Consider the following 26272-nt stretch of genomic DNA (forward strand, 5'->3'; position numbering starts at 1 on the left):
GTTCTAGATGTCGGACGAGAAGTCGCCGGCGGCGTGGCGCTCTTCGACCGCGCGCTGGTAGCTCGGCTTCTCGCCGCGCACCACGCCGACGAGCTCGTCGACCATCGCGATGAGCAGCAGCCAGCAGCCGATGACGAAGGTCGACTGCGGAATCCAGATCGGGATCACCAGCAGGCCGGTCGCCATCTCGGCGAACTCGTAGCTTTCCCAGGTGAAGCTGGTGGCCCAGTACGTGAGGTAGGCCACCGAGACGGCGGCGATCAGCAGGCAGGCGACGTCGAGCGCGCGCCGCACATTGGGGCGCACCGAGTCCAGCAGCAGCGTCACGCGCACGAAGTCGCCGTGCCGGAAGGCATGCGCCATCGCGAAGAAGGAGGCCGCGGCGCACAGCCATGAGACGGCATCGTTCATGCCGCTCACGTGCCAGTTCACCTGGCGGCCGACGCCGGCCGCGACCATCAGCACGAAGATCAGGAACACGCAGAACGCGCCGAGCGCGCCTGCGGCCAGGTACAGGCGGTCCAGCCAGCGGCGCATGGTGGTCTACTTCTTCTTGTAGGCTTCGACGATGGCTTGCCCGTCGGCGCCGGCGGCCTTGAGCCAGTCGGCCTGCATGATGCCGCCGACCTGGCGCATGTCGGCGTCGAGCTTGGCCGAGGGCTGGTGGATCTTCATGCCGCGTTCGGCCAGGAGGCGCTTGTACTCGTCGTTCTTTTCCTGCGCGACTTTCCAGCCGCGTGCTTCCGCATCCGCCGCTGCTTTGGTGACCGCGGCCTTGGTGGCGGGATCGAGGGCATCGAAAGCCTTGGCGTTGACCAGGATCGCGTTCTTGGGGATCCAGGCCCGCGTGTCGTAGAAGTTCTTGATGTGCTCGTAGGTCTTGGTGTCGTAGCCGGTCGAGCCGGAGCTCATGTAGCTCTCGATCACGCCCGTCGCCATCGCGGCGCTCAGCTCGGCCTGCTGGATCTGCACCGGCTGAGCGCCGATCAGCTCGGCGATCTTGGCCGTGGCCGGGCTGTAGGCGCGCCACTTGATGCCGCGCAGGTCGGCCACCGAGCCGATCTCTTTCTTCACGTAGATGCCCTGCGGCGCCCAGGGCACCATGAACAGCACCTTGATGCCCTGAGCAGCGAGCAGCTTCTCCATCGCAGGCTTGGAGGCCTCGTACAGCTTCTTCGCCTCGGGGTAGGTGGTGGCGAGGAAGGGCACGCCGTCCAGCGCGTAGATCGGGTTTTCATTGGCGAAGTTGGCCAGCAGGATCTCGCCGGCCTGGGCCTGGCCGCTCTGCACGGCGCGCTTGATCTCGGGCGCCTTGAAGAGCGAGGCGTTGGCGTGCACGGTGATCTTGAGCTTGCCGCCGGTGGCGGCGTCCACGTCCTTTGAGAACTGGACGATGTTCTCGGTGTGGTAGTTGGTGGCCGGATAGGCCGTGGGCAGGTCCCACTTGGTTTGCGCGAAGGCCGCTGCGCCGAGGGTGAGGCCGGCGAGGGCAATGCCGAACTTGCGATTCATGGGCTCTCCAAACGTACGGATGTGAAAAGGCGTCGGGGAGCATACGTGCAAATATCGGACCACCGCGTGGGGCTTTCCCCTGACGGCGAACCCCGGCGCTCGCAGCAGCCGCTCGCAAAAAAGCCGCCCGAGGGCGGCTTTCGGTTGGCGGTGCGGCGCGGCCGCAGTCCGTGTTCAGGGCTTCGCGTCAGCCTTCTTTGCCGAGCCTTCGGCCTTTTCCTTCTTCGACTCGGCCTTGGCGACCTTGGCCGCCGTCGCCGCGCCGCCGAAGCTCTGACCGTTGACCGTCAGGCCCTCGGACGACAGCTTGGCGGCCGCCTTTTCCTTGACGCCCTTGACCCGGCTCATGAGGTCGGGCCAGTCCTTGAAGTCTCCACCCTTCTTCCGCTCGTCGATGATGCGCTTGGAGAGCGACGGGCCCACGCCCCGGATCGCATCGAGCTCGGCATCGCTCGCCTTGTTGGCATCGACGGCCGCCCACGAAGCAGCGGCAAACAGCATGGCCATGACGGCCAGAATCTTCTTCAACATTCTTGAAATTTCCCTGTCAACGTTGTGAAAGGGACGCTCCTCGCGTCCCGCCGCATGCGAATTGCATGCGGCGATGGATTTGACCGAGAAGATCGCGAACGGTGTTGCCGTTGCGACAATTTGAGGGATTTCAGAGTTCTTCGACGCGGCGCGGCGGATAGCTGTCCCAGGCCTGGCAGCCCGGGCAATGCCAGAAATGCTGGTGGGCCTCGAAACCGCAGGCGGCGCACCGGTAGCGCATCAGCGGCCGCGTGGCCTGGTCCAGGGTCCGCTGCACGGGCTGGCGGTACTGCTCGTGCGCGAAGCGCTCGCCGGCCAGCCAGCGCGAGGCGGCCACCAGCGAGGGCTGATGGCTCAGGTGGGCGATGTAGCCGTCGCGCGGCTCGGGCGGGCTCGAGGCTTCGGCCGCGACATCGTCGGGGAGCATCGGGGTGCCGCCCAGCGCCATGATGGCTTCGAGCACGTCGATCGAGGGCGACTCGGCATAGCGGCGCTGCAGCATCAGCAACGCCTCTCCGCCGCGCTGCGATGCGACCGCGGCCTGCTGCAGCATGGCGGCATAGAGCGGCAGCGCCAGCGGGGCGGTCTCGCACAGGGCTGCGAGCGTGTCGTAGGCGCCGGCGGCGTCGCCGTTGCGCAACTGCAGCGCGGCGGTGTCGATGGCCGGCCGCGGCGCCTGCGGAGCCAGGATGACGGCCTGTTGCAGCAGCTGGGCCGCGCCTTGGAGATCGCCGGCGGCCACCTGTTCCGCAGCTTGCTCACAGAGGTGGTGGGCGCGGCGCACGCTGTAGCTGGCCTGCTCGGCCTCGTCGAGCTTCTGTGCCACCGCGGCGGCCTGGGTCCACTCGCGCGAGCGCTCGTAGATGGCCAGCAGCGCCAGCCGTGACTCGTTCTCGTACCGGGTGCCTTCGAGCTTCTGCAGAGCGGCCTCGGCCCGGTCGAGCAGGCCGGCCCGCAGGAAGTCCTGCGCCAGCGCATGCTGTGCCCGGTCGCGATCGGCACGGCTCAGGTCGCCGCGGCCGAGCAGGTGCTCGTGCACGCGGACGGCGCGCTGGTATTCGCCGCGGCGGCGGAACAGGTTGCCGAGCGCGAAGTGCAGCTCCTGGGTGTCGGGGTCGTTCTGCACGGCCTCGATGAAGGCATCGATGGCCTGGTCCTGCTGCTCGTTGAGCAAAAAATTGAGACCGCGAAAGTAGGCCTTGGGCGCCTGGCGGTTCTCGATGCGCAGCTGCCGAAGGTCGAAGCGAGAGGCCAGCCAGCCCAGGATGAATGCGAGGGGCAGGCCGAGCAGCAGCCAGCTGAAATCAAAGTCCATGTTGGCGCACGGCGGGAAGGTCGGTGGCGGCTGCCGGTGGCGTGGCCGCGGCGCTTGCTGCAGGCGGGGCGGGCGAGGCGGGCAGCTGGGCCGCGGCGCTGCGGTGCTTCCACCAGCCCGGCAGCATGCCGAGCGCGCCCACCACCAGTCCACCGGCAAAGGCGGCGAGCACGACAAGCACCAGCGGGGCGCGCCAGGAGGTGCCGAAGAAGAAGTAGACGGTGGCGTCGTGCTGGTTGTTCAGCGCGAAAGCGAAGAGGGTAAAAAAAATGGCTGCCTTGAGCAGCCACAGGAGATATTTCATGCGCGTCCCCGTTGGCGGGGGAATTCTATGCTTCAGCCTTCGTGCTGACGCTGCTCGGCATCCAGCTCCGCCGTGCGCGCGTCGACCGCTTCGCGCAGGGCCTTGCCCGGCTTGAAGTGAGGCACGCGCTTCTCGGGGATCTGCACGCTTTCGCCCGAACGCGGATTGCGTCCGATGCGCGGCGGGCGCCGGTTCACCGTGAAGCTGCCGAAGCCGCGGATCTCGATGCGGTGCCCGCGCACCAGCGCGTCGCTCATGGCGTCAAGAATGGTCTTGACGGCGTATTCGGCGTCGCGGTGCGTGAGCTGCGCGAAGCGGGCCGCCAATTCTTCAACAAGGTCCGAACGAGTCATAAACCACAGAAGGACACGGTGAGCCAGAGCTCACCGTGTTTTCGTCTGTCTATTTTTTACTTCTCGTTGTTGCTGTCGAGCTTCGCGCGCAGCAGGGCGCCCAGGCTGGTCGTGCCCGCGTTCTCGCGTGCCGACTGCTGGCTCAGGTTGGCCATCGCGCCTTGCTCGTCGGCCAGGTCCTTCTGCTTGATCGACAGCTGGATGTTGCGGGTCTTGCGATCCACGTTGACCACCACGGCCGTGACTTCGTCGCCTTCCTTGAGCACGTTGCGGGCATCCTCCACGCGATCGCGGGAGATCTCGCTGGCGCGCAGATAGCCGATGATGTCGTCGCCCAGGTCGATCTCGGCGCCGCGCGGGTCGACGGTCTTGACCTTGCCGGTCACGATCTGGCCCTTGTCATTCACCGTGGTGAAGGTGGTGAAGGGGTCGCTGTCGAGCTGCTTGATACCCAGGCTGATGCGCTCGCGGTCGACGTCGACGGCCAGCACGATCGCCTCGACTTCCTGGCCCTTCTTGTAGTTGCGCACGGCGGTTTCGCCGGGCTCGTTCCACGAGAGGTCGGACAGGTGCACCAGGCCGTCGATGCCGGCAGCCAGGCCCACGAACACGCCGAAGTCGGTGATCGACTTGATCGGGCCCTTGACGCGGTCGCCGCGCTTGGTGTTCTGCGCGAATTCCTGCCACGGGTTGGCCTTGCACTGCTTCATGCCCAGGCTGATGCGGCGCTTGTCCTCGTCGATCTCGAGGACCATGACTTCGACTTCGTCGCCCAGCGAGACGATCTTGTTGGGGGCGATGTTCTTGTTGGTCCAGTCCATCTCGGACACGTGCACCAGGCCTTCGATGCCGGGCTCGAGTTCGACGAAGGCGCCGTAGTCGGCGATGTTCGTGACCTTGCCGAACAGGCGCGTGCCCTGCGGGTAGCGGCGCGAGACGCCCATCCACGGGTCGTCGCCCATCTGCTTGAGGCCCAGCGACACGCGGTTCTTCTCGGTGTCGAACTTGAGGATCTTGGCCGTGATTTCCTGGCCGGCCTGCACCACCTCGCTCGGATGGCGGACACGGCGCCAGGCCATGTCGGTGATGTGCAGCAGGCCGTCGATGCCGCCGAGGTCGACGAAGGCACCGTACTCGGTGATGTTCTTGACGACGCCGCGCACGACTGCGCCTTCCTTCAGGGTTTCCATCAGCTTGGCGCGCTCTTCGCCCATGCTGGCCTCGACCACGGCGCGGCGCGAGAGCACCACGTTGTTGCGCTTGCGGTCGAGCTTGATGACCTTGAATTCGAGCGTCTTGTTCTCGTAGGGGGTCAGGTCCTTGATCGGACGGGTGTCGATCAGCGAGCCGGGCAGGAAGGCGCGGATGCCATTGACCAGCACGGTGAGGCCGCCCTTGACCTTGCCGCTGGTGGTGCCGGTGACGAAGTCGCCGGATTCGAGCGCCTTCTCAAGCGCCAGCCACGAAGCCAGGCGCTTGGCGGTATCGCGCGAGAGGATGGTGTCGCCGTAGCCGTTCTCGACGCTGCCGATGGCCACGGAGACGAAATCGCCGGCCTGGACTTCGAGTTCGCCCTTGTCGTTCTTGAACTCCTCGATCGGCACGTAGGCTTCGGACTTGAGGCCGGCGTTGACCACGACGTGGTTGTGCTCGACGCGCACGACTTCGGCGGTGATGACCTCGCCGCTGCGCATTTCGGAGCGCTTCAGGGATTCTTCGAAGAGGTCGGCAAAAGATTCAGACATGTGTCGTTTCCTTCCGTCACGCAGGGTTGCAGCCGCAAATGCAGGATCGCGGGGCGGCTGGCTGGGTCTGGAGACGGCGGTTGGTGGGCTGGGAGCCCGGGTTGAGTTGAACAACCAGCAAGCCGGTGCGCTGTCGCGCGGCGGGGACCTGCTGGACCGAAAACACCCTTCAGGCGGACCCGAAGGGCTGTACTTCCTGCCACCAGGCGATCACTTGCTCGACCGATTGCTCGACCGAGAGAGAGGAGTTGTCCAGGAGGCGGGCATCAGGCGCCGGCTTCAAAGGGGCGACGCTGCGGGAGGAGTCCCGAAGGTCGCGCGCTTCCAGATCGGCGCGAAGACTGTCGAGTGTAGTCGAAATACCCTTTGAAATCAATTGCTTATGCCGCCTGTCGGCGCGCTGGGCGGCGCTGGCCGTCAGGTACACCTTGAGGTCGGCATCGGGGAAGACCACCGTGCCCATGTCGCGACCGTCAGCCACCAGGCCGGGCAGGCGGCGGAAGCTCTTCTGCAGCGCCAGCAGGGCCTCGCGAACGGCAGGCAGTGCGGAGACGCGGGAGGCGTCCATTCCGGCGGCCTCGGTGCGGATGGCGTCGCTGACGTCTTCGCCGGCCAGCAGCACCTTGCCATCGGCGAAGCGCAGGGGCAGCGTGCGTGCGAGCTCGGCGATCCGGGCTTCGTGGGCGGCGTCCGCCTCGAGGCCGTTGCGGCGCATCGTCAGCCCGGCGACGCGATAAAGCGTGCCCGAGTCGAGATAGTGGTAGCCCAGTTGGTACGCCACGGCCACGGCCAGCGTGCCTTTGCCGGAGGCGGTGGGGCCATCGATGCAGAGCACCGGCACCTCGGCGGCCTCGGCCACGGAGAACAGAGTCTCGAAGTAGTCGGGGAAGGTCTTGGCCACGCAATGCGGCTCGAGGATGCGCACGGGCAGCCCGGCCGGGTTGAAGGCGGCCAGCGAGAAGCACATTGCCACCCGGTGATCGTCGTAGGTGCGGATGCTCGCGGCACGCCAATCGGCCGGCCGTAGCGGATGCACGCGGATGAAGTCGGGGCCGTCCTCGACGGTGGCGCCCAGCTTGCGCAGCTCCTTCGCCATCGCGTCGATGCGATCGGTCTCCTTGACGCGCCAGCTCGCAATGTTGCGCAGCAGGCAGGGGCCGTCGGCGTAGAGCGCCATCACCGCCAGCGTCATCGCGGCATCGGGAATGTGGTTGGCGTCGAGGTCGATCGCCTTGAGCGGCCAGGCGCCGCGCGAGATGGCCAGCCAGTTGGGGCCGCTGTCGACGTGCGCGCCCATCTGCCGCGCCGCGTCGACGAAGCGGATGTCGCCCTGGATCGAATCGGCGCCGACGCCCTCGATGCGGATGCCCGCGCCTGTGGCGATTGCGCCGAGCGCGATGAAGTAGCTGGCCGAGGAGGCATCGGCTTCGACGTGAATGTCGCCCGGCGAGCGGTAGCGGCTGCCGGCCGGGATGACGAAGCGTTTCCAGCCCTCGCGCCGGACCTCGATGCCGAAGCGCGACAGCAGGTTGAGCGTGATCTCGATGTAGGGCTTGGAAATCAGCTCGCCGATCACGTCGATGGTGATGTCGCGCTGCTTTGCGGCCAGCGGCAAGGCGAGCAGCAGGGCAGTCAGGAACTGGCTCGAGACATCGCCGCGCACACGGATCGGCGAGGCCAGATGGAGCGTGTCTGGCGGCACCGGATGGACGGCCAGCGGGGGATAGCCGGGATTGCCGAGGTAGTCGATGCGGCAGCCGAGCTGCACCAGCGCATCGACCAGATCGCCGATCGGCCGCTCGTGCATGCGCGGCACGCCGGAGAGCTCGAATTCGCCGCCGAGCAGGGCCAGTGCCGCCGTCAACGGCCGCATCGCGGTGCCGGCATTGCCCAGGAAGAGCTTGGCGCCGGAATGGCGCAGCCGCCCATCCAGACCTTCGATGCGCAGCGTGGCGCCTGCGCGCTCGACGCGGCAGCCGAGCGCGGCCAGGGCGTCGAGCATCACGCGCGTGTCGTCCGAATCCAGGAGGTCATGCACGGTGGTCGTGCCGCCGGCAAGCGCCGCCAGCAGCAGCACGCGATTGGAGATGCTCTTGGAGCCCGGAAGGCGCACGGTGCCGGAGGCGCCCGCGAGCGGCGGAAGGTCGAGAAAAGGCGTGGAGAACATGGCTCAGTCGGGCGATACGCCGGCACCGGGCTGCCATTGGGCGCGCGCGCGGCTCGCTGCGGCGATCGCGTCCTCGAGGGCCTGCGAGTCGCCCGAGCCCATCAGGGCTTCGAACTGCGACAGCGCCGCGCGGAAGGCACGTGACTGCTGCAGCACCTGCTCTCGGTTGGCCAGCAGCACGTCGCGCCACATGGCGGGATCGGCAGCTGCGATGCGTGTGAAATCGCGGAAGCCGGGGCCGGCCAGCTCCAGAAAGCGCGATCCCTCGGGCTGGGACGTCAACGCGTTGGTGAAGGCGAAGGCGAGCAGGTGCGGCAGGTGGCTCACGGCCGCAAAGGCCTTGTCGTGAGCCTCCGGCGTCATGTTCACCACCTTGGCGCCGATCGCGGACCAGACCTGCGTCGCGCGCTGCACGTTGGAGCGCAGCGTGGCCTTGACGGGCGTCAGGACGACCTGGCGCCCGACGTAGAGGCCGGCATCGGCATGCTCGACGCCGGCGACTTCCTTGCCGGCGATCGGATGCGCGGGAACGAAGCTGGCGAAGTGGTCGTGAAGGCCGCGCCGCGCGGCCTCCAGCACGTCACCCTTGGTCGAGCCCACGTCCATCACCAGCATCTGCTCGGAGATGCCATGGCGAATCGCCTTGAAGGTGGCCTCGGAGGCGCCGACGGGCACCGCGATCAGCACCAGGTCGGCGCCGGAGATGGCAAGCAAGGCGGAGGGCGCCGCGACGTCGATCACGCCAAGCTGCCGCGCGCGCTCGGTGGTGGAGGGCGATTTGCTGTAGCCGACCACGCGCTTGACCAGCTTGGCGCGCTTGAGCGCCAGCGCGAAGGAGCCGCCCATCAGGCCGCAGCCGATCAAGCCGAGCTGTTCGAACATGCGCGGCCTCAGGCGGTGACGGGGTAGGCGCCGATGACCTTGTAGAACGCGCAGAGCTTGCGCAGTTCGGCGAGGGCGGCGGCCACGTTGGGCTGCGAGGGATGACCGTCGAGATCGATGTAGAAGTAGTACTCCCACTGGCCGGTGCGCGCGGGGCGCGACTCGAAGCGCGTCATCGAGACGTCATTGACCTTCAGTGGCACCAGCAGGTCGTGCACGGCGCCGGGCCGGTTGGGCACGGAGACCACCAGGCTGGTGCAGTCCTTGCCCGATGCCGGCGGCATGGACAGGGTCTGGGGCAGGCAGATGACGGCGAAGCGGGTGCGGTTGTACGAATCGTCCTGGATCGCATGCGAGACGATGTGCAGCCCGAAGCGCGTGGCGGCGCGCTCGCTGGCCAGGCCGGCCCAGGCCGGGTTGCCGGCGGCGAGCCTGGCGCCTTCGGCGTTGCTGGAGACGGCGCGCCGTTCGGCGTGCGGCAGGTGCTTGGACAGCCAGGTCTGGCACTGCGCGAGGGCCTGCGGGTGGGCCAGAACGGCCTCGATGCCCTCGAGCGAATTGACCGTGCGCAGCAGGTGATGGCGCACCAGCAGGCTGACCTCGCCCACCACGTGGGTCGGGGAGTGCAGGAACAGGTCGAGCGAGCGCGTGACCACGCCTTCGGTGGTGTTCTCGACGCCGACCACGCCGTACTGGGCGCTGCCGGCTGCCGTGGCATGGAAGACCTCGTCGAAGCTGGCGCAGTAGATCAGGTCGGCGGCGCCGCCGAAGTACTCGACGGCGGCCTGCTCGCAGAAGGTGCCCTCGGGGCCGAGCACGGCAACGCGCTGGGGCGACTCGAGCGCCAGGCAGGCCGACATGATCTCGCGCCAAATGGCCGCCACGTGCAGCGACTTGAGCGGGCCGTGGTTGCTCTGCTGCATCTTCTCGATCACCTGGGCGACGCGATCCGGACGGAAGTAGGGCGTGCCCTCGCGCTTCTTGACCTCGCCCACCAGCTCGGCCACGTGGGCACGGCGGTTGAGGAGGTCGAGCAGTTGCTGGTCGAGCGAATCGATCTGCACTCGCAGATCGGCGAGGCTGGCGGAGGGGTCGGAGGCGGGAGGCTGTGGGGTGGAAGCGGTCATCGGTCGGATCGCATGCCGTTCTACGCGTGCGACCGCTCGAATTCTCGCATGTAGCCCACCAGCGCCTGCACACCCTCGAGCGGCATCGCGTTGTAGATGCTGGCCCGCATGCCGCCGACGGACTTGTGGCCCTTGAGCTGCAGCAGGCCGGCCTCGCGGGCGCCTGCGAGGAAGGCCTCGTTACGGCTCTCGTCCTTGAGAAAGAAGGGGACGTTCATGCGCGAGCGGCAATCGGGCGCGACCCGGTTCTCGTAAAAGGGCGAAGCGTCGATGAAGTCGTACAGCAGCCGCGCCTTGTCGACGTTGCGTTGCTCCATGGCCGCAACGCCGGTGAGCGCGCCCTCGGTCTGCTGCCGCAGCCACTGGAAGGTGAGTCCGGCGATGTAGATGCCCCAGGTCGGCGGCGTGTTGTACATCGACTTGTTGTCCGCCACGATCCGGTAGTTGAAAGCACTGGGGCAGATTTCGAGCGCATGGCCCAGCAGGTCGTCGCGCACGATCACGAGCGTGAGGCCGGCCGGGCCGAGGTTCTTCTGGGCGCCGCCGAAAGCGAGGCCGACGCGGCTCCAGTCGACCGGGCGCGAGGCGACGTGCGAAGAGAAGTCGATGACGAGCGGGGCCTTGCTGCCCAGCGCAGCCAGGTCGGGGAGCTCCTGGAACTCGACACCGTGGATGGTCTCGTTGGAGCACAGGTGCACGTACGAGGCATCGTCCGAGAGCTGCCAGCTCGAGGGCGCGGGCATCCGCGTGTGCTGGCTGTCGCCATTGGAGGCAGCGATGTGCGAATGGCAGTAGCGCAGCGCCTCTTTCTGGGACTTGGCGCTCCAGCTGCCCGTGATCACGAAGTCGACCTTGCCGCCGCGCGACAGGTTCATCGGCACGATTGCGTTCTCGCCCAGGCCGCCGCCCTGCATGAAGAGGATATGAAAATGCTCGGGCACTGCCAGCAGCGCACGAAAGTCCGCCTCGGCCTGCGCGCAGATCGCGCCGAACTCCTTGCCGCGATGGCTCATCTCCATCACGCTCATGCCGCTGCCTTGCCAGTCCAGCATCTCGGCGGCAGCCCGCTGCAGCACCGCCTCCGGCATCGCAGCCGGGCCGGCGGAGAAGTTGTATGGGCGTCGACCCGAGCCCATCGTCACTTCTTGGCGGGCGCCTTGGGCGCGGACTTGGCCGGCGTTGCGCCTTCGGTCGGGGCCCCGAGGGCCTTGGCGACGTTGGCGTCGAGCGTGCGCATCTTGGGCTCGATGCTGGAGCGGGTCTCGGCCACCAGCTTTTCCGTCAGCGCGGTCTGCATCTTCGGGTTGAGCTCCTGGTACTTCTTGCTCAGGGGCGAGTTGATCCAGGCCAGCAGCTGGCGCAACTCTTCCTCGCTGAAGTTGTCGCGCAGGATCGGGCCCAGGGCGTCCGGTGCCAGCGCCACGGCCTTGTCGCGCACGAGGGGATAGGCATCGTCGAAGTACTTCTTGAGCTCGGCATCGGCAGCCTTGGCGGCGGCCTCGCGCTTCTCGGCCGGAACCTGCGTCTGCAGGTACTGAGAGCCGGCCTGCGCGATGGGCGCGCTCGACTGCTCGACCAGTCCGCGCGCCAGCGCTTCGATGCCGGGGCGCTGCAGGTCGAGGAACTGCTTGACCATGGCCGACTTGTCCTGGGCCATGGCCATCGAGCTGCCGGCGAGCGCGACCACGACGAGCGCGAACTTGAATTTTTTCACTGAGGGTTCTCCATTGAAGATGATGAGGAAGTGTCGTCGGCGCCGTTGTCGCTCTCCACATTCGCGTCGTTCTCGACGATGCGCTGCAGGCCACTGAGCTTGGCGCCTTCGTCGAGTCCGATCAGCGTGACGCCTTGCGTCGCGCGGCCGAGTTCGCGGATTTCGGAGACGCGGGTGCGCACCAGCACGCCCTTGTCGGTGATGAGCATGATCTCGTCATCGGCGTGCACCAGAGTGGCAGCCACGACCTTGCCGTTGCGCTCACTCTGTTGAATGGCAATCATGCCTTTGGTTCCGCGCCCGTGACGGGTGTACTCGGTAATGCTTGTGCGTTTTCCGTAACCATTTTCGGTGGCGGTGAGCACGCTCTGCTCTTCGTCCTCGGCGACCAGCATGGCGATCACGCCCTGGCCGTCTTCCAGCGTCATGCCGCGAACGCCGCGTGCGTTGCGGCCCATGGGGCGCACGTCGTTCTCATCGAAGCGCACGGCCTTGCCGCCATCGGAGAACAGCATCACGTCGTGCGCGCCGTCGGTCAGCGCAGCACCGATGAGGTAGTCGCCCGGGTCCAGGTCGACCGCGATGATGCCGGCCTTGCGGGGGTTGCTGAACTCGTCGAGTGCGGTCTTCTTGACCGTGCCCATGGAAGTCGCCATGAAGACGTACTGGTTGGCCGGGAAGGTGCGCTTCTCGCCCGTGAGCGGCAGCACGACGTTGATCTTCTCGCCCTCCTGCAGCGGGAACATGTTGACGATCGGCCGCCCACGGGAGCCGCGCGAGCCGGCAGGCACCTCCCATACCTTGAGCCAGTACAGCCGCCCGCGGTTGGAGAAGCACAGGATGTAATCGTGCGTGTTGGCGATGAAAAGCTGGTCGATCCAGTCGTCTTCCTTGGTCGCGGTCGCCTGCTTGCCGCGCCCGCCGCGCTTCTGTGCCCGGTATTCGCCCAGCGGCTGGCTCTTGATGTAGCCGGCGTGGGAGAGCGTCACGACCATGTCGGTGGGGGTGATCAGGTCTTCCGTCGAAAGATCGAAGGCGCTGTGCTCGACCTGGCTGCGGCGCGCGCCGAGCTTGGTCTGCCCGAACTCGTGCTTGAGGGTGGCCAGCTCGTCGCCGATGATGGTCGATACGCGCTCGGGCTTGGCCAGGATGTCCAGCAGGTCATCGATCTCGGCCATGACTTCCTTGTACTCGGCGACGATCTTGTCCTGCTCCAAGCCGGTCAGGCGCTGCAGGCGCATCTGCAGGATTTCCTGGGCCTGCGTGTCCGAGAGCCGGTAGAGGCCATCGGCGCCCATGCCGTAGTCGCGCTCGAGCCCATCCGGCCGGTAATCATCGGCATTGATGACGCCGCCATCGGCGCGCGTGCGGGTGAGCATCTCGCGCACCAGCTTGCTGTCCCACGGGCGGGCCATCAGTTCGGCCTTGGCCACCGGCGGTGTGGGCGCGTTGCGGATGATGGCGATGAAGTCGTCGATGTTGGCCAGCGCAACGGCCAGGCCTTCGAGCACATGGCCGCGTTCGCGCGCCTTGCGCAGGTTGAACACCGTGCGACGCGTCACCACTTCGCGGCGGTGTTGCAGGAAGACCTCGATCAGATCCTTGAGGCTGCACAGCTTGGGCTGGCCGTCCACCAGCGCCACCATGTTGATGCCGAAGGTGTCCTGCAGCTGTGTCTGCTTGTAGAGATTGTTGAGCACCACCTCCGGCACTTCGCCGCGCTTGAGCTCGATCACCAGCCGCATGCCGGATTTGTCGGACTCGTCCTGGATGTGGCTGATGCCTTCGATCTTCTTCTCGTGCACCAGCTCGGCCATGCGCTCCTGCAGCGTCTTCTTGTTGACCTGGTAGGGCAGCTCGTCGACGATGATCGCCTGGCGCTGGCCGCGGTCGATGTCCTCGAAGTGGCACTTGGCGCGCATCACCACCTTGCCGCGGCCGGTGCGATAGCCGTCCTTGATGCCATTGATGCCGTAGATGATCCCGGCCGTTGGGAAGTCGGGCGCCGGGATGATCTCCATCAGATCGTCGATGCCTGCGTCCGGGTGGCGCAGCAGGTGCAGGCAGCCGTCGACGACCTCGTTCAGGTTGTGAGGGGGAATGTTGGTCGCCATGCCGACCGCGATGCCGCCCGAGCCATTGACGAGCAAATTCGGAAGCTTGCTGGGCAATACCAGCGGTTCTTTTTCGCTGCCGTCGTAATTGGGACCGAAATCGACGGTCTCCTTGTCGATGTCGGCCAGCATTTCATGCGCAATCTTTGCGAGCCGAATTTCCGTGTAGCGCATCGCGGCCGCGTTGTCGCCATCGACCGATCCGAAATTGCCCTGGCCGTCGACCAGCATGTGGCGCATCGAGAAGTCCTGCGCCAGCCGCACGATGGTGTCGTACACCGACTGGTCGCCGTGCGGGTGGTACTTGCCGATGACGTCGCCGACGATACGGGCCGACTTCTTGTACGGGCGGTTCCAGTCGTTGTTGAGCTCGTGCATTGCATACAACACTCGCCGGTGGACCGGCTTGAGGCCGTCCCGTGCGTCGGGGAGCGCGCGTCCCACGATCACGCTCATGGCGTAATCGAGATAGCTGCGGCGCATTTCCTCTTCGAGGCTGATGGGCAGAGTTTCTTTGGCGAACGAGGTCATGGGCGGCAGGCTGGCGGCGGAGAACCCGAAATTTTACGCCGCGGAGGATGTCGCACCGCCGCAACACAAGGCCGGGATTCCGCCTCCGTCCTACGTTTCCGGGGCGCCTCCCGGGCGGTTTGCCAAAGATCCCATGGCACAATCGCCTCAACGTTTTGGGTGGTGGTCACTTAAAGCGTCCTTGATTCGCAGCGCGGCTGCGGCTTTTTCCCCAAGAGGAGAACCATGAAGAAACTGAATAAAGTGGCGATGATGTTTGCAGTCGCTGCGCTCGCCACTGCCGCCGGCGCGCAGACCCGTGTTACCGCCGCGAACGGTGGACCCGTCATCGATAACTGGCAAAACGGTACCGGCGAATTGGTGTGGAAGAACGGCACGAACGAACTGTGCTGGCGCAATGCGAACTGGACGCCTGCCACCGCTGCCGCCGGCTGCGATGGGGCCCTGGTTCCGCCGCCTCCCGCCGCTGTGACCCCGCCCGCTCCCGCGCCCGCTGCGCCGCCGGCTCCTCCGGCCGTTGCAGCCTCGAAGGTCACCTTCGCTGCCGACGCATTCTTCGATTTCGACAAGTCCGTGCTCAAGCCCGAAGGCCGCGCCAAGCTGGACGACCTCGTCTCGAAGATCCGCGACGTGAACCTCGAAGTGATCATCGCCGTCGGCCACACCGACTCGATCGGCACTGACGCGTACAACCAACGCCTGTCGGTTCGCCGCGCCGAAGCCGTCAAGGCTTACCTGGTGTCGAAGGGCATTGAACGCAACCGCGTCTACACCGAAGGCAAGGGCGAGAAGCAGCCGGTCGCTGACAACCGCACCAAGGAAGGCCGCGCCAAGAACCGCCGCGTGGAAATCGAAGTGGTCGGTACCCGCGCCAACCGTTGATTCGGAAGAATCTTCAAAACAAACCCCGCCCCGGCGGGGTTTTTTAATGGGCGAACGCATTGGAGATTCGGCACGGCGGCTTGAAGGCAATTCGCGTCGTTTCATAATCCCGCATATGACTGAAACCGTGAATGCTGATCCGGCGGAACTCGCCAAATTCTCGGAGCTGGCCCATCGCTGGTGGGATCTGGAAAGCGAATTCCGACCGCTCCACGAAATTAATCCGCTGCGGCTCGAGTGGATCGAAAGTATTGCGCCCATCGCCGGGCGCAAGGTGCTGGACGTGGGTTGCGGCGGCGGAATCCTTGCCGATGCGATGGCGCGACGCGGTGGCGACGTGCTCGGCATCGACCTGGCCGACAAGGCGCTCAAGGTCGCCCAACTCCATGCCCTCGAGGCCGCGACGCGCGGCGTGAAATACAGGGGGATCAGCGTCGAAGCGCTGGCCGCCGAGCAGCCCGAGAGCTTCGACGTCGTGACCTGCATGGAGATGCTGGAGCACGTCCCGCAGCCGGCCTCGGTCGTGCAGGCTTGCGCCCGACTGGCCAAGCCGGGTGGCTGGGTTTTCTTCTCGACCATCCACCGCAACCTGAAGTCGTTCCTGCTCGCGATCGTCGGTGCCGAGTACGTGCTGGGCATGTTGCCGCGCGGCACGCACGAGTACCGGAAATTGATTCGGCCGAGCGAGCTGGCCGCCCACTGCCGCGCTGCCGGGCTCGATCTGCGGCAGACCCGCGGCCTGCAGCACAACCCCATCACGCGGCGGTATTGGCTCAGCGACGACACCAGCGTCAACTACATGTTCGCCACGCGCAAGCCGGCGCCAGCCCAGTCATGATCCTTTCCGATGCGACCCGAGCCGTCCTGTTCGACCTGGACGGCACGCTGATTGACAGCGCGCCCGACCTGGGTGCCGCAGCCGATCAGATGCGTACTGACCGTGGCCTGGCCTCGCTGCCGTTGGATCGATACCGCCCCATGGCCGGCTCCGGCGCGCGCGGGATGCTGGGCGTGGCCTTCGGCATCACGCCCGACGCACCGGAATTTGCGCCGATGCGCGAGGAGTTTTTCCTCAACTATGAGGCGCGGATGCTGCGCACCCGGGTGTTCGACGGCGTGGCCGAACTCGTGGCGGCACTCTGTGCGCGCGGGCTGCATTGGGGCGTGGTCACCAACAAGTCGGTGCGCTTCACCGGACCGCTCACGCGGGCATTGCCGCTGTTCGGCACAGCGCGCGCGATCGTCAGCGGTGACACCACCCCTTATGCCAAGCCGCATCCGGAACCGCTGTTCGAGGCAGCCCGGCAACTGGGCGTGCCACCCGAGCGCTGTATCTACGTCGGCGACGATGAGCGCGACATGGCGGCCGGCCGCGCAGCCGGCATGCGGACCGTGGCTGCGGCCTATGGCTACATGGGCGCCGATGCCGATGTGACGCTCTGGGAGGCCGACGCCGCAATCGCATCACCCATGGAGCTCTTGCAACTACTGGAACCGGCCTAAAATAGGTGTTCCTGGGGCTGCACTGGTTTCGACGTGGGTTCGGAATCGCAGCGGGGCATGTCGAGCTGAATGCGCTCGTAAAACAGATTCAAACAAACTAACTGCAAACGACGAACGTTTCGCACTCGCCGCTTAATTGCCGGTGAGCTTTGCAACAGCAGGCCGATGGGCTGGGCAAGGGGGCACGGAGCAATTCGCGCCTCCCGGCTGCAAAGATAATCTACATCGGCTGGCCTCGATCCGGGTACCTTGGGTCGAGGCGAGAACCAAGGGTACTGGCGGCCGGTGTAGCGTGCGACTGCGCGACACCGGTGGCGAGACTCAAAACAGATCGCTAAACATGTAGATCTGCGCGAAGAAGGCTTGCGGACGGGGGTTCAAATCCCCCCAGCTCCACCATTCAAACTGCAAAGACTCTCTCTTTGCGTTCACGATGTCGCGGTTTGCCCGTGGGCGACACGGCATCGTCCATTGTTTCCGTCCTCCCTTCAAGTAGGATGCCGCGCCGGAGGAAAGGCAGGCTGAATCGGCCTTGTCGACTCGGCGCGCAAATTTGGGAGACGCAAAATGACAATCACCTCGCCTTCGACGCTACCGGTCACCTGGGCTGACCTCTGCAGCGCCACCTTCTGGCGCTCGCTCGCGCCGCAGCTTTGCATCGGTGGCATGCAGTCGGATGCCGAGGCCGCGCCGCGGCAGAGCTATGAACGGCTCGCGCAACGGATGTCGAAGGACGGCTATTTCGGCGACAGCGACGAAGCAATCGAGCGACTGGCATCGCTTGTCGGCGAAGCCGTGAAGCGCTGCGTCGCTGTCGGGCTGCCCGCCGTGTTCGCGTGGGTCTACGACGAGCCGTGGGCTTGCTACGCGCGCCTCCGGTCCGTGTTCGCACATTTCCTGGGTGCCGAATTCAAGCCCTTGCCGGCGTTCTGGGCATGGCATGTCGATCCGAAGAAGGGAGAGACCGGCTGGAAACCTCACAGGGACAATCGCCATAACTCGCTTGCCGCGGATGGATCGCCGCTTTCGCTCACCTGCTGGATCCCGCTGTCCGACGCGAACCCGCTCAACAGCTGCATGTACATCGTGCCAAAGCACATGGATCCCGGCTATAGCAAGCCCGCGGGCACGCCCGAACCTCCGATGCCCGTCTTCGCCGCGCGTGCCTTGCCGGCGAAGCCTGGCGACTACTTGATCTGGGACCAGTGCGTCATGCATTGGGGCGGCCCGACCAGCGAGTTCGCAGAGCATCCGCGCATGAGCATGGCACTCGAGTTTCAGCGCGGCGATGTTCGGCCCATCATGCAGCCGTTCCACCGGGGGGAGCATCTTCCGCCCATGCCGCCATGGCTGGAGCAGAAGGCCTGTCCAGGCTTCGACGTCCGCCTGCAACTCGTCGCTCGGCAGATCCTTCAGTACCAGCACATGTATGGTTTGTCGCAGGGCCTCGCCGATCTCGCGGCGTATCTGCTCACGGCGCCCACGCGCGACGCCTAGCAGTGCGGCATCCAGGCCGCAAATTCTGATTCTTTCTTTCGCGTTCCTCGCAGCTTGTCGCACGCGGGCTATAGTCCGCTCGCTCGCGCCCCCGCCGGACAGATCTGGCCTTCCGGCTGGTGCCGGAGACACCGGTGAACAGCGCGCTGGAGGACACCCATGGAATCATCGACGACGCCCGCGACTTCGAATTACTACGATGTCGTTCCGTACGAGTCTCATCCCTTTCCGCAATCGACGGCCGAGCATCTCGAGGCTCTGGCCTTCCTTTTCAACCTCGCAGCGCCGCCTCTCAAGCAGGCGCGTGTGCTCGAACTGGGCTGCGCGGCGGGCGGCAACCTGATCCCCATGGCCGCCCGTCATCCGGGCGCATCGATGGTGGGCGTGGACCTGTCCTCGGTCCAGATCCGCCAGGGCCAGGCGGCCATCGACAAGGCTCAACTCAAGAACATTCAGCTGCGGGCCCTGGACATCACGGGCATCGACGCTTCTTTCGGCCAATTCGACTACATCATCTGCCACGGCGTCTACAGCTGGGTCCCGGCGCCGGTGCAAGACGCCATCCTGCGCATCTGCTCCCAGAACCTGGCGCCGGAGGGCGTGGCCTACGTGAGCTACAACGTGTACCCGGGCTGGAAGGCCCGCGAGATCGTGCGCGATGCCATGATCCTGCGCGGCGCCCCGCGCGACGAGCCCGGCGAAAAGCTTTCCTACGCGCGCGGCATGCTCGAATTCCTGGAGCAGTCCGCGCGGCCGGACAGCGTACTCAAGAAGACGCTGGAAGAGAACATGCCGATCGTGCGCAATTCCGGCGCGTACTACCTCCTGCACGAGTTCCTGGAGCCGCACAACGCCCCTTGCTATTTCAAGGAATTCGCCGCGCGCGCCGGCGCCCAGGGCCTCACTTACCTGGCGGACGCCGAGCCCTCGACCATGTTCGTGCAGAACTACGGCGAGAAGGTGCGCGATCCGCTCCTGCGCGAATGCGGCGGCAGCCAGATCATGATGGAGCAGTACCTGGACTTCCTGGTGAACAGGACTTTCCGGCAGACGCTGCTGGTCAAGCAGGAGCGCGCTTCGGGCATCCGTTACCGCCTCGACATGGCGCGCATCCGCGCGCTCGAATACGCAGGCGTGTTCTCGTCCGAGGATGGCGAGGTGCTGACGCTCGATGCACGGGAGCAGGTCTGCCGTGCGATACGCAACCTCAAGGTCACGTTGCGCCTGCCGGTCCACAAGGCGGTGGCCCAGGTGCTCGACGAGCGCTATCCGGCGAGCACGCCGACCGATGCGCTGATGGCTGCAGTCTCCGCCCGCACCGGCGAGCCGCGTGCCGCCGTCGAGCCGCCGGTGATGGCGATGCTGGAGGAACTGCTGATCCTCGGCGCGGTGCGCATCCGGCGCACGCCGCCGCAGGCCAGCGTCTCGGTGTCGGCCTTCCCGCGCGCACCGGCCGTGGCGCGCAATGCCCCAGGCCTTGCACTGAGCGCGGGACCGACGGCCGTCGCCTGCAACCAGTGGCATGAACTGGTGGGCCTTTCGCTGCTCGAACGCTGCCTGCTGCCCCTTCTCGATGGCAAGCATTCGCACGAGGCCCTGGCCCAGCACCTGGCCACCGAGGCCCGCGCCGGCCGCCTGCGCTTCATCAAGGACGAGAAGCCGCTGACCGACGAAGCGGCGCTGCGCGAATTCACACAGCAGCAGGTGGCGCTGGCCCTGCGCGACCTTCGTCGAAAGGCGCTGATAGAGGCATGATGCACTCCTTTGCAAGAAGGAGATCGCAGTGAAACAACTCGTGTGGACCATGGCTGCGCGCAGCGCGGTCGTGGTCGCAATGGCGCTCGCCGGCGCGCCCCAGCTGCACGCGGCTTCGCGAGCGCCCGCGGCGGCAGAAAACGGCATGGTGGTGAGCGCCCAGCACCTGGCGACCAAGGTCGGCGTGGATGTGCTCAAGCGCGGCGGCAACGCCATCGACTCTGCGGTGGCGGTGGGCTACGCGCTTGCGGTGGTCTATCCGGCGGCCGGCAATCTGGGCGGCGGCGGCTTCATGACCGTGCAGCTGGCCGACGGCCGCAAGACCTTCCTCGATTTTCGGGAGAAGGCCCCGCTGGCGGCAACCGCCAACATGTACCTCGACAAGGAAGGCAACGTCGTCAAGGGCTTGAGCACCCACGGCCACTTGGCCGTCGGTGTGCCGGGCACCGTGTCCGGCCTTGAAATGGCGCGCCAGAAATACGGCACCATGCAGCGCGCCGCGCTGATCGCGCCGGCGATCACGCTGGCCGAACGCGGCTTCGCGCTGGAGCAGGGGGATGTCGACATGCTCGCCACCGCCACCGCCGATTTCAAGAAGGACTCGGCCAGCGGCGCCATCTTCCTCAACAAGGGCGAGCCCTTCGCGGTCGGCCAGAAGCTGGTGCAGAAGGACCTGGCAAAGACGCTCAAGGCCGTCAGCCAAAAAGGCCCCGATGGCTTCTACAAGGGCCCGGTCGGCGCCGCCATCGTGAAATCGAGCCAGGAGGGCAAGGGCATCATCACCCAGGCCGATCTCGACCAGTACACGACACGCGAGCTGGCGCCCGTCGAATGCGACTACCGCGGCTACCACGTGATCTCGGCGCCACCGCCGAGCTCGGGCGGGGTGGTGATCTGCGAGATGCTGAACGTCCTCGAGGGCTATCCGCTCAAGGACCTGGGCTTCCGTTCGGCGCAGGCGGTGCATTACCAGATCGAGGCCATGCGGCACGCCTACATGGACCGCAACAGCTACCTCGGCGATCCCGATTTCGTGAAGAACCCGCTGGACCGCCTGCTCGACAAGGGATATGCCGAGAAGATCCGCGCGGTGATCGATCCGAAGAAGGCTGGCGTCTCCAAGGACATCAAGCCCGGCGTCGCGCCGCACGAGGGCAGCAATACCACGCATTACTCGATCGTCGACCAGTGGGGCAACGCGGTCTCGGTGACCTATACGCTCAACGACTGGTTCGGCGCCAAGGTCACGGCCGCCGGGACCGGCGTGCTGCTCAACAACGAGATGGACGATTTCACCTCGAAGGTGGGCGTGCCCAACCTCTACGGCCTGGTGCAGGGCGAGGCCAATGCCATCGCTCCGGGCAAGCGGCCGCTGTCATCGATGAGCCCGACCATCCTCACCAAGGACGGCAAGCCCGTCTTCGTGGTCGGCACACCGGGCGGCAGCCGCATCATCACGGTCGTGCTGCACACCATTCTCAACGTCGTGGACTACGGCATGAACGTGCAGGAGGCGGTGGATGCGCCGCGCTTTCACCAGCAGTGGTTGCCCGACGTGACCAATGTCGAGACCTTCGCGCTCAGCCCCGACACCCGCAAGATCCTGACCGACATGGGCCACAACCTCGGCGTGCCCCAGCCGGCCAACCACGTCGCGGCAATCATCGTCGGCGCGCCTTCGCTGGGCGGCAAGCCGGTGGGCAAGAACCGCTTCTACGGCGCCAACGACCCGCGGCGCAATACCGGCCTGGCGCTCGGCTATTGATGCGGATCGAGGAGATCCTCTACACCCAGGGCTTCGGCACCCGGCGCGTCTGCGCCGGGCTGGTGCAGCAGGGCTTCGTTCGGGTGGGCGGGGCCACCGTCGACGATCCCGGGGAGCAATTCGAGGTGCAGGGCCTGCGCTTCACCGTCCAGGGCACCGAGTGGGCCTACCACGAGAAGGCCTACCTGATGCTGCACAAGCCGGCCGGCACCGAGTGCTCCCAGAAGCCCTCGACCTATCCGAGCATCTACACGCTGCTGCCCCCGCCTCTGCGCCAGCGGCCCAACAAGGGCGCGGTGCAGGGCGTGCAGGCCATCGGCCGCCTCGACCAGGACACGACGGGCCTGCTCCTGCTGACCGACGACGGCCAGTTCATCCACCGCATGGGCTCGCCGAAGCACCATGTCCCCAAGGTCTACGAGGTGGGCACGAAGCATCCGATCGACCGCAGCCAGGTCGACCGCCTCCTGGCCGGCGTGGTGCTCGACGATGACCCCAAGCCGGTGCGGGCGGCGGCCTGCGAGGCGGTTGCTGATCTGCACCTGCGACTGACGCTGACCGAAGGCAAGTATCACCAGGTCAAACGCATGCTCGCGGCCGTGGGCAACCGGGTCGAAACCCTGCATCGCTCCCGCATCGGCCCTTTGGTGCTGCCGGAGGACCTGGCGCCCGGCCAGTGGCGGTGGCTGGAGGCGGAGCAGGTCGACGCCCTGCGAAACGCGCGCGCCGGTCAGCCAGCGTACAGGGTGGATCGTTAGAATTCCAAGCCTTCTTCCGGAACGTCCCCCTTGCGCTTCAAGCTCTCCGTCCCAGGCCGCCTCGCGGCCTTTTTGTTTGCCTGCGCGGCACTGCCTGCGCTGGCCGCCGAGCCGCCCCCGGTCTTCGTGCTCAATTCGCTCGACGCCACGGTGAGCGTGGTCGATCCGGCCGACTGGAGCGAGAAGCAGCGCATCCCGACGGGCAAGGAGCCGCACCACCTTTACCTCTCGCCCGACGAGAGCTCGCTGATCGTCGCCAACTCGGCCGGCGACTCGCTGACCTTCCTGAATCCGCGCACGGCCGAAGTCCAGCGCGTGGTCTACGGCATCATCGATCCGTACCACCTGCGCTTCTCGCCGGACATGAAATGGTTCGTCACCGCCGGCAACCGGCTCAACCACGTCGACATCTACCGCTGGGACGGCAAGGAGCCCAAGCTGGTCAAGCGCATCCCCTCGGGCAAGACGCCGAGCCACATCTGGATCGACGGCAAGAGCACCACTGCCTACGTGACGATGCAGGACAGCGACGAGCTGGTCGCCATCGACCTGGCCACCCAGACCATCCGATGGCGCGTCCCCACGGGGCCGATGCCGGCCGACATATTCGGCATCCACGACGGCAGGACCTTGCTGGTCGGCCTGACGGGCAGCGACGGCGTGCAGGTCTTCGACGTTGCGGCCCCACAGCCCAAGCCGGTCGGCAAGATCCTGACCGGCAAGGGCGCCCACGCATTCCGCGCGGCCGGCGATGGGCGCAACGTGTTCGTCAGCAACCGCGTGGCCAACAGCATCAGCCGCATCGACCTTCAAACCCTGCAGGTGGTCGACACCTACCCGGTGCCCGGCGGGCCCGACTGCATGGACGTCTCGGCCGACGGCAAGACGCTCTACGTGACCTCGCGCTGGGCCAAGAAGCTCAGCGTGGTCGACCTGGTGGCCCACAAGGTGGTGAGGCAAGTGCCCGTCGGCCGTTCGCCGCACGGTGTCTGGACGCTGGACCATGCCCGGCGTTAAGGCTGCGGCCGCTTCCATCCTGCTCGTCGCTGCGGGCGCCCTGTCGACGGGCGCGATCGCGCAGGGCAGCTGCGCCAAGCCGCTCTACCTCAGCTTCGACACCGGCCACATGGGCGTGGCGCCTCTGGTGGCCGAGGTGCTCAAGCGCCAGGACGTGCGTGTCACCTTCTTCGCCGCGGCCGAGCGCACCGTGAGCGGCGGCGACAGCCTGGACAGCCAGTGGGCGCCCTGGTGGAAGGCGAGGGCGGCCGAAGGCCACGAGTTCGCCTCCCACACCTACGACCATGCCTACTGGCGCGGCGACCTCAAGGGCATCGCGCCTCGCTTCCGCATCGAGCCTTCAGCCGGGGCCTTCGCCGGACGGCAGTTCACCTGGGACGCCGAGCAGTACTGCGCCAACATCGCCAAGGCCTCGGAGCGCCTGCAGCACGTCACCGGCAAGAAGCCGCTGCCGCTGTTCCGGGCCCCGGGCGGCAAGACCTCGCCCAAGCTGCTGGCCGCGGCCAAGGCCTGCGGCTATGAGCACGTGGGCTGGTCGCCCGCCGGCTTTCTCGGCGACGAACTGCCGAGCGAGCAGTTCAGCAACGAGAAGCTGCTGCAGCAGGCCCTCGAACGCATCCGGCCCGGCGACATTCTGGTCGCGCACCTGGGCATCTGGTCGCGCAAGGATCCGTGGGCGCCGGCGGTTCTGGAGCCCCTGATCGCCGGGCTCAAGGCCAAGGGCTTCTGCTTCGAGACACTGCGCCAGCACCCGGCGTATCGGGCCTGGATCGCATCGCATTCCTGAATCGCGTGGTGATGTGCAGATGGACTGGCTGACCGATATCTTCGCCAACGTGCAACAGTGGCTGTTCGAAGCCGCGGTGCAGCCGCTGGTCTACGCCGTCGGCCTCGGCGGCTGGGTCGAGGACGCCTTCGACGCCACCGGCTGGCTGCTGGTCGGGCTGATCCAGATCGCGATCCTGGTCGCCCTCATCGGCCCGCTGCAGCGCTGGCGGCCGGTCGAGCCGGTGGTCGACCGGCCGGCCATCCGCATCGACATCCTCTACACCCTGATCCACCGGCTGGGCCTGTTCCGCCTGGCCATGTTCTTCGCCCTCGATCCGCTGTTCGACGAGGCGCTGGGCGCGCTGCGGGGAGCCGGCTGGGGCTCGCTCCACCTCGACCAGCTCTGGCCCGGCGTGACCGACATCGCCTGGTTCGCCTTCGCCATCTACCTGGTGGTGCTGGACTTCGTCGAGTACCTCATCCATCGCGGGCAGCACCAGTTCAACTGGTGGTGGGCGCTGCATTCGCTGCACCATTCGCAGCGCCAGATGACGATGTGGAGCGACAACCGCAACCACCTGCTCGACGACGTCATCCACGACACGATCATCGTGGTGGTCGCCCAGCTGATCGGCGTGGCGCCGGGGCAGTTCATCGCCATCGTCGCCTTCACCCAGCTCAGCGAGAGCCTGCAGCATGCCAACCTGCGCTGGAGCTTCGGCGCGATCGGCGACCGGCTCTGGATCAGCCCGCGATTTCACCGCCTGCACCACAGCATCGGCATCGGGCACGAATCGAAGGGCCCTCGCACCCTCGGCGGCCACAACTTCGGCGTGCTGCTGCCGTGGTGGGACATGCTGTTTCGCACCGGCAATTTCGAGGAGCGCTACGACCAGACCGGCATCCGCGACCAGGTCGAGCCCGATGCCCATGGGCGCCTGCGCGAGTACGGGCGCGGCTTCTGGGCGCAGCAGTGGCTGGGGCTGAAGCGCCTGGCCAACCGAGGCTGAATATGGCCCCCGACGTCGGGTGCCGACTGAACCCGCGTTCGCGCGCTGGCGTTATCCTCGGCCCCCCATGCGTCTCCTTCTCGATTCCTTCTGGCGTTCGGTCGCCTATTGCATGCACCCGCGCGTGATCGTGCTGTCGCTGCTGCCCCTCGGCCTCATGGTGCTGCTGGCGGCGCTGTTCGGCTACTTCTACTGGGATGCCACCGTGGCCTGGACGCGCGACGCGCTCGACGCCTGGCCGCTCCTTGCCAGCTTCTGGGCCTGGATCGGCGGCCTGTTCTCCGGCGACGTCACCGCCGTGGTCGCGCCGATGGTGGTGGTGATCGCCGCCACCCCGCTGATCGTGGTGGTCTCGCTGCTGGTCGTCTCCGGCTTGATGGCGCCGCCGCTCACGCGCCTCGTGGCCGAGCGGCGCTTCCCGGCGCTGGAACAGAAGAAGGGCGCCTCCTTCCTCGGCAGCGTGTTCCGTTCGCTGGGGCTCACGGTGCTGGCGCTGCTCGCGTTGGTGGTGTCGATGCCCCTGTGGCTGATCCCGCCGCTGGTGCTGGTGCTGCCGCCGCTGATCTGGGGCTGGCTGACCTACCGCGTGATGAGCTTCGACGCCCTGTCCGAGCACGCGAATGCCGAGGAGCGCTCGGCCCTGCTGCGCGCCCACCGCCTGCCGCTGCTCGGCATCGGCGTGTTGTGCGGCTACCTGGGCGCCGCCCCCAGCATCGTGTGGGCCTCGGGAATGCTCTTCGTCGCCGCCTTCCTGGTGCTGGCCCCGCTCGCCATCTGGATCTATACGCTGGTGTTCGCCTTCTCGGCGCTCTGGTTCTCGCACTACTGCCTGGACGCGCTGGCGCAATTGCGGGCGCAACGCGCGGCGGCGGCCCTTTCCGCCACGACGGCCGAGACGGCGGATGCCCGCGCGGTCGCAACCCAATGGGGAGCGCCATGAGCCGTACGGCCGCTCCGAAGGCTCATAGCGCCGCAGCCGAAGGCGAAGGTACTCCAGTGAGCCGTACGGCCGCTCCGAAGGC

The 26272-nt window shown here is 66.6% G+C and carries 24 protein-coding genes and 1 other RNA gene; 12 read left to right on the forward strand and 13 right to left on the reverse strand.

Going from position 1 to position 26272, the window contains the following annotated elements; genetic code table 11:
* Positions 1-3: 3 nt before the first annotated feature.
* The 13 genes from AC3A6Y_RS25465 to gyrA form a co-directional block, all read right to left on the reverse strand.
* Entirely contained in the window at positions 4-537 is a 534-nt protein-coding gene (locus tag AC3A6Y_RS25465) for a TRAP transporter small permease (RefSeq protein WP_487871024.1), read from the reverse strand.
* A 6-nt stretch (positions 538-543) separates the two neighbouring features.
* Entirely contained in the window at positions 544-1512 is a 969-nt protein-coding gene (locus tag AC3A6Y_RS25470; RefSeq protein WP_487871025.1) for a TRAP transporter substrate-binding protein, read from the reverse strand.
* A 174-nt stretch (positions 1513-1686) separates the two neighbouring features.
* Entirely contained in the window at positions 1687-2043 is a 357-nt protein-coding gene (locus AC3A6Y_RS25475; RefSeq protein WP_487871026.1) for a ComEA family DNA-binding protein, read from the reverse strand.
* A 130-nt stretch (positions 2044-2173) separates the two neighbouring features.
* Positions 2174-3358: a lipopolysaccharide assembly protein LapB gene (gene lapB, locus AC3A6Y_RS25480; protein ID WP_487871027.1), complete on the reverse strand. Its 1185-nt coding sequence runs from the start codon at positions 3356-3358 to the stop codon at positions 2174-2176.
* Positions 3348-3662: a LapA family protein gene (locus AC3A6Y_RS25485; protein ID WP_487871028.1), complete on the reverse strand. Its 315-nt coding sequence runs from the start codon at positions 3660-3662 to the stop codon at positions 3348-3350. Before AC3A6Y_RS25485 ends, lapB begins: the two co-directional genes overlap by 11 nt.
* Before the next feature lie 32 nt (positions 3663-3694).
* Entirely contained in the window at positions 3695-4015 is a 321-nt protein-coding gene (locus tag AC3A6Y_RS25490) for an integration host factor subunit beta (protein ID WP_487871029.1), read from the reverse strand.
* Positions 4016-4071: 56 nt separating this feature from the next.
* Positions 4072-5760, reverse strand: coding sequence for a 30S ribosomal protein S1 (rpsA, locus tag AC3A6Y_RS25495; protein WP_068685144.1), 1689 nt, complete (start codon positions 5758-5760; stop codon positions 4072-4074).
* A 169-nt stretch (positions 5761-5929) separates the two neighbouring features.
* A complete protein-coding gene (locus AC3A6Y_RS25500; RefSeq protein WP_487871030.1) occupies positions 5930-7927 on the reverse strand; it encodes a bifunctional 3-phosphoshikimate 1-carboxyvinyltransferase/cytidylate kinase in 1998 nt (665 codons plus the stop codon).
* 3 nt (positions 7928-7930) lie between these two features.
* Positions 7931-8809, reverse strand: a complete 879-nt coding sequence (locus AC3A6Y_RS25505) for a prephenate dehydrogenase (protein WP_487871031.1) — start codon at positions 8807-8809, stop codon at positions 7931-7933.
* A gap of 8 nt (positions 8810-8817) precedes the next feature.
* A complete protein-coding gene (gene pheA / locus AC3A6Y_RS25510; RefSeq protein ID WP_487871032.1) occupies positions 8818-9936 on the reverse strand; it encodes a prephenate dehydratase in 1119 nt (372 codons plus the stop codon).
* A gap of 20 nt (positions 9937-9956) precedes the next feature.
* Positions 9957-11072 carry a 3-phosphoserine/phosphohydroxythreonine transaminase gene (serC, locus tag AC3A6Y_RS25515; protein WP_487871033.1) on the reverse strand — a complete coding sequence of 372 codons (1116 nt, stop codon included), beginning with the start codon at positions 11070-11072 and terminating at the stop codon, positions 9957-9959.
* Positions 11073-11074: 2 nt separating this feature from the next.
* Complete coding sequence (locus AC3A6Y_RS25520) at positions 11075-11650, reverse strand: DUF2059 domain-containing protein (RefSeq protein ID WP_487871034.1); 576 nt, start codon at positions 11648-11650, stop codon at positions 11075-11077.
* Positions 11647-14295, reverse strand: a complete 2649-nt coding sequence (gene gyrA / locus AC3A6Y_RS25525) for a DNA gyrase subunit A (protein ID WP_487871035.1) — start codon at positions 14293-14295, stop codon at positions 11647-11649. The genes AC3A6Y_RS25520 and gyrA overlap by 4 nt, the downstream gene beginning before the upstream one ends.
* Before the next feature lie 225 nt (positions 14296-14520).
* Here gyrA and ompA point away from each other — a divergent pair, with 225 nt between their 5' ends.
* From ompA to AC3A6Y_RS25585, 12 genes are all read left to right on the forward strand, one after another.
* Positions 14521-15177 carry an outer membrane protein OmpA gene (ompA, locus tag AC3A6Y_RS25530; RefSeq protein ID WP_487871036.1) on the forward strand — a complete coding sequence of 219 codons (657 nt, stop codon included), beginning with the start codon at positions 14521-14523 and terminating at the stop codon, positions 15175-15177.
* A gap of 115 nt (positions 15178-15292) precedes the next feature.
* Positions 15293-16015, forward strand: a complete 723-nt coding sequence (gene ubiG, locus AC3A6Y_RS25535; protein WP_487871184.1) for a bifunctional 2-polyprenyl-6-hydroxyphenol methylase/3-demethylubiquinol 3-O-methyltransferase UbiG — start codon at positions 15293-15295, stop codon at positions 16013-16015.
* A complete protein-coding gene (locus AC3A6Y_RS25540; protein WP_487871037.1) occupies positions 16012-16680 on the forward strand; it encodes an HAD-IA family hydrolase in 669 nt (222 codons plus the stop codon). The genes ubiG and AC3A6Y_RS25540 overlap by 4 nt, the downstream gene beginning before the upstream one ends.
* A 13-nt stretch (positions 16681-16693) precedes the next feature.
* Positions 16694-17079, forward strand: a transfer-messenger RNA (tmRNA) gene (ssrA, locus tag AC3A6Y_RS25545).
* 168 nt (positions 17080-17247) lie between these two features.
* Positions 17248-18177: a phytanoyl-CoA dioxygenase family protein gene (locus tag AC3A6Y_RS25550; protein WP_487871038.1), complete on the forward strand. Its 930-nt coding sequence runs from the start codon at positions 17248-17250 to the stop codon at positions 18175-18177.
* Positions 18178-18336: 159 nt separating this feature from the next.
* Positions 18337-19932, forward strand: a complete 1596-nt coding sequence (locus AC3A6Y_RS25555) for a methyltransferase regulatory domain-containing protein (protein WP_487871039.1) — start codon at positions 18337-18339, stop codon at positions 19930-19932.
* Between the two features lie 49 nt (positions 19933-19981).
* The gene (gene ggt, locus AC3A6Y_RS25560) at positions 19982-21697 is read left to right on the forward strand and encodes a gamma-glutamyltransferase (protein WP_487871185.1); all 1716 of its coding nucleotides are present in this window, start codon (positions 19982-19984) and stop codon (positions 21695-21697) included.
* On the forward strand, positions 21697-22455 hold the full coding sequence (locus tag AC3A6Y_RS25565) for a pseudouridine synthase (protein ID WP_487871040.1): 759 nt from the start codon (positions 21697-21699) through the stop codon (positions 22453-22455). The genes ggt and AC3A6Y_RS25565 overlap by 1 nt, the downstream gene beginning before the upstream one ends.
* Before the next feature lie 30 nt (positions 22456-22485).
* Positions 22486-23472 (forward strand): YVTN family beta-propeller repeat protein, encoded by a 987-nt coding sequence (locus AC3A6Y_RS25570; protein ID WP_487871041.1) that lies wholly within the window; start codon positions 22486-22488, stop codon positions 23470-23472.
* On the forward strand, positions 23459-24259 hold the full coding sequence (locus AC3A6Y_RS25575) for a polysaccharide deacetylase family protein (protein ID WP_487871042.1): 801 nt from the start codon (positions 23459-23461) through the stop codon (positions 24257-24259). Before AC3A6Y_RS25570 ends, AC3A6Y_RS25575 begins: the two co-directional genes overlap by 14 nt.
* 19 nt (positions 24260-24278) lie before the next feature.
* Positions 24279-25250: a sterol desaturase family protein gene (locus tag AC3A6Y_RS25580; protein WP_487871043.1), complete on the forward strand. Its 972-nt coding sequence runs from the start codon at positions 24279-24281 to the stop codon at positions 25248-25250.
* A 67-nt stretch (positions 25251-25317) separates the two neighbouring features.
* The gene (locus AC3A6Y_RS25585) at positions 25318-26190 is read left to right on the forward strand and encodes an EI24 domain-containing protein (RefSeq protein WP_487871044.1); all 873 of its coding nucleotides are present in this window, start codon (positions 25318-25320) and stop codon (positions 26188-26190) included.
* The last annotated feature ends 82 nt before the right edge of the window (positions 26191-26272 follow it).

The organism is Variovorax sp. Soil_C_17, from assembly GCF_057657265.1.

Excerpts from the sequence above, each read along its gene's own strand:
- AC3A6Y_RS25565 (WP_487871040.1), top strand. The coding sequence starts at position 21,697 with ATGCGGATCGAGGAGATCCTCTACACCCAGGGCTTCGGCACCCGGCGC.
- AC3A6Y_RS25470 (WP_487871025.1), bottom strand. The coding sequence starts at position 1,512 with ATGAATCGCAAGTTCGGCATTGCCCTCGCCGGCCTCACCCTCGGCGCA.
- AC3A6Y_RS25485 (WP_487871028.1), bottom strand. The coding sequence starts at position 3,662 with ATGAAATATCTCCTGTGGCTGCTCAAGGCAGCCATTTTTTTTACCCTC.
- AC3A6Y_RS25505 (WP_487871031.1), bottom strand. The coding sequence starts at position 8,809 with ATGTTCGAACAGCTCGGCTTGATCGGCTGCGGCCTGATGGGCGGCTCC.
- AC3A6Y_RS25500 (WP_487871030.1), bottom strand. The coding sequence starts at position 7,927 with ATGTTCTCCACGCCTTTTCTCGACCTTCCGCCGCTCGCGGGCGCCTCC.
- lapB (WP_487871027.1), bottom strand. The coding sequence starts at position 3,358 with ATGGACTTTGATTTCAGCTGGCTGCTGCTCGGCCTGCCCCTCGCATTC.
- AC3A6Y_RS25550 (WP_487871038.1), top strand. The coding sequence starts at position 17,248 with ATGACAATCACCTCGCCTTCGACGCTACCGGTCACCTGGGCTGACCTC.
- AC3A6Y_RS25555 (WP_487871039.1), top strand. The coding sequence starts at position 18,337 with ATGGAATCATCGACGACGCCCGCGACTTCGAATTACTACGATGTCGTT.
- AC3A6Y_RS25575 (WP_487871042.1), top strand. The coding sequence starts at position 23,459 with ATGCCCGGCGTTAAGGCTGCGGCCGCTTCCATCCTGCTCGTCGCTGCG.
- rpsA (WP_068685144.1), bottom strand. The coding sequence starts at position 5,760 with ATGTCTGAATCTTTTGCCGACCTCTTCGAAGAATCCCTGAAGCGCTCC.
- AC3A6Y_RS25540 (WP_487871037.1), top strand. The coding sequence starts at position 16,012 with ATGATCCTTTCCGATGCGACCCGAGCCGTCCTGTTCGACCTGGACGGC.
- AC3A6Y_RS25465 (WP_487871024.1), bottom strand. The coding sequence starts at position 537 with ATGCGCCGCTGGCTGGACCGCCTGTACCTGGCCGCAGGCGCGCTCGGC.
- AC3A6Y_RS25585 (WP_487871044.1), top strand. The coding sequence starts at position 25,318 with ATGCGTCTCCTTCTCGATTCCTTCTGGCGTTCGGTCGCCTATTGCATG.
- serC (WP_487871033.1), bottom strand. The coding sequence starts at position 11,072 with ATGGGCTCGGGTCGACGCCCATACAACTTCTCCGCCGGCCCGGCTGCG.
- pheA (WP_487871032.1), bottom strand. The coding sequence starts at position 9,936 with ATGACCGCTTCCACCCCACAGCCTCCCGCCTCCGACCCCTCCGCCAGC.
- AC3A6Y_RS25490 (WP_487871029.1), bottom strand. The coding sequence starts at position 4,015 with ATGACTCGTTCGGACCTTGTTGAAGAATTGGCGGCCCGCTTCGCGCAG.
- AC3A6Y_RS25580 (WP_487871043.1), top strand. The coding sequence starts at position 24,279 with ATGGACTGGCTGACCGATATCTTCGCCAACGTGCAACAGTGGCTGTTC.
- gyrA (WP_487871035.1), bottom strand. The coding sequence starts at position 14,295 with ATGACCTCGTTCGCCAAAGAAACTCTGCCCATCAGCCTCGAAGAGGAA.
- ggt (WP_487871185.1), top strand. The coding sequence starts at position 19,982 with ATGGCTGCGCGCAGCGCGGTCGTGGTCGCAATGGCGCTCGCCGGCGCG.
- ompA (WP_487871036.1), top strand. The coding sequence starts at position 14,521 with ATGAAGAAACTGAATAAAGTGGCGATGATGTTTGCAGTCGCTGCGCTC.
- ubiG (WP_487871184.1), top strand. The coding sequence starts at position 15,293 with ATGACTGAAACCGTGAATGCTGATCCGGCGGAACTCGCCAAATTCTCG.
- AC3A6Y_RS25475 (WP_487871026.1), bottom strand. The coding sequence starts at position 2,043 with ATGTTGAAGAAGATTCTGGCCGTCATGGCCATGCTGTTTGCCGCTGCT.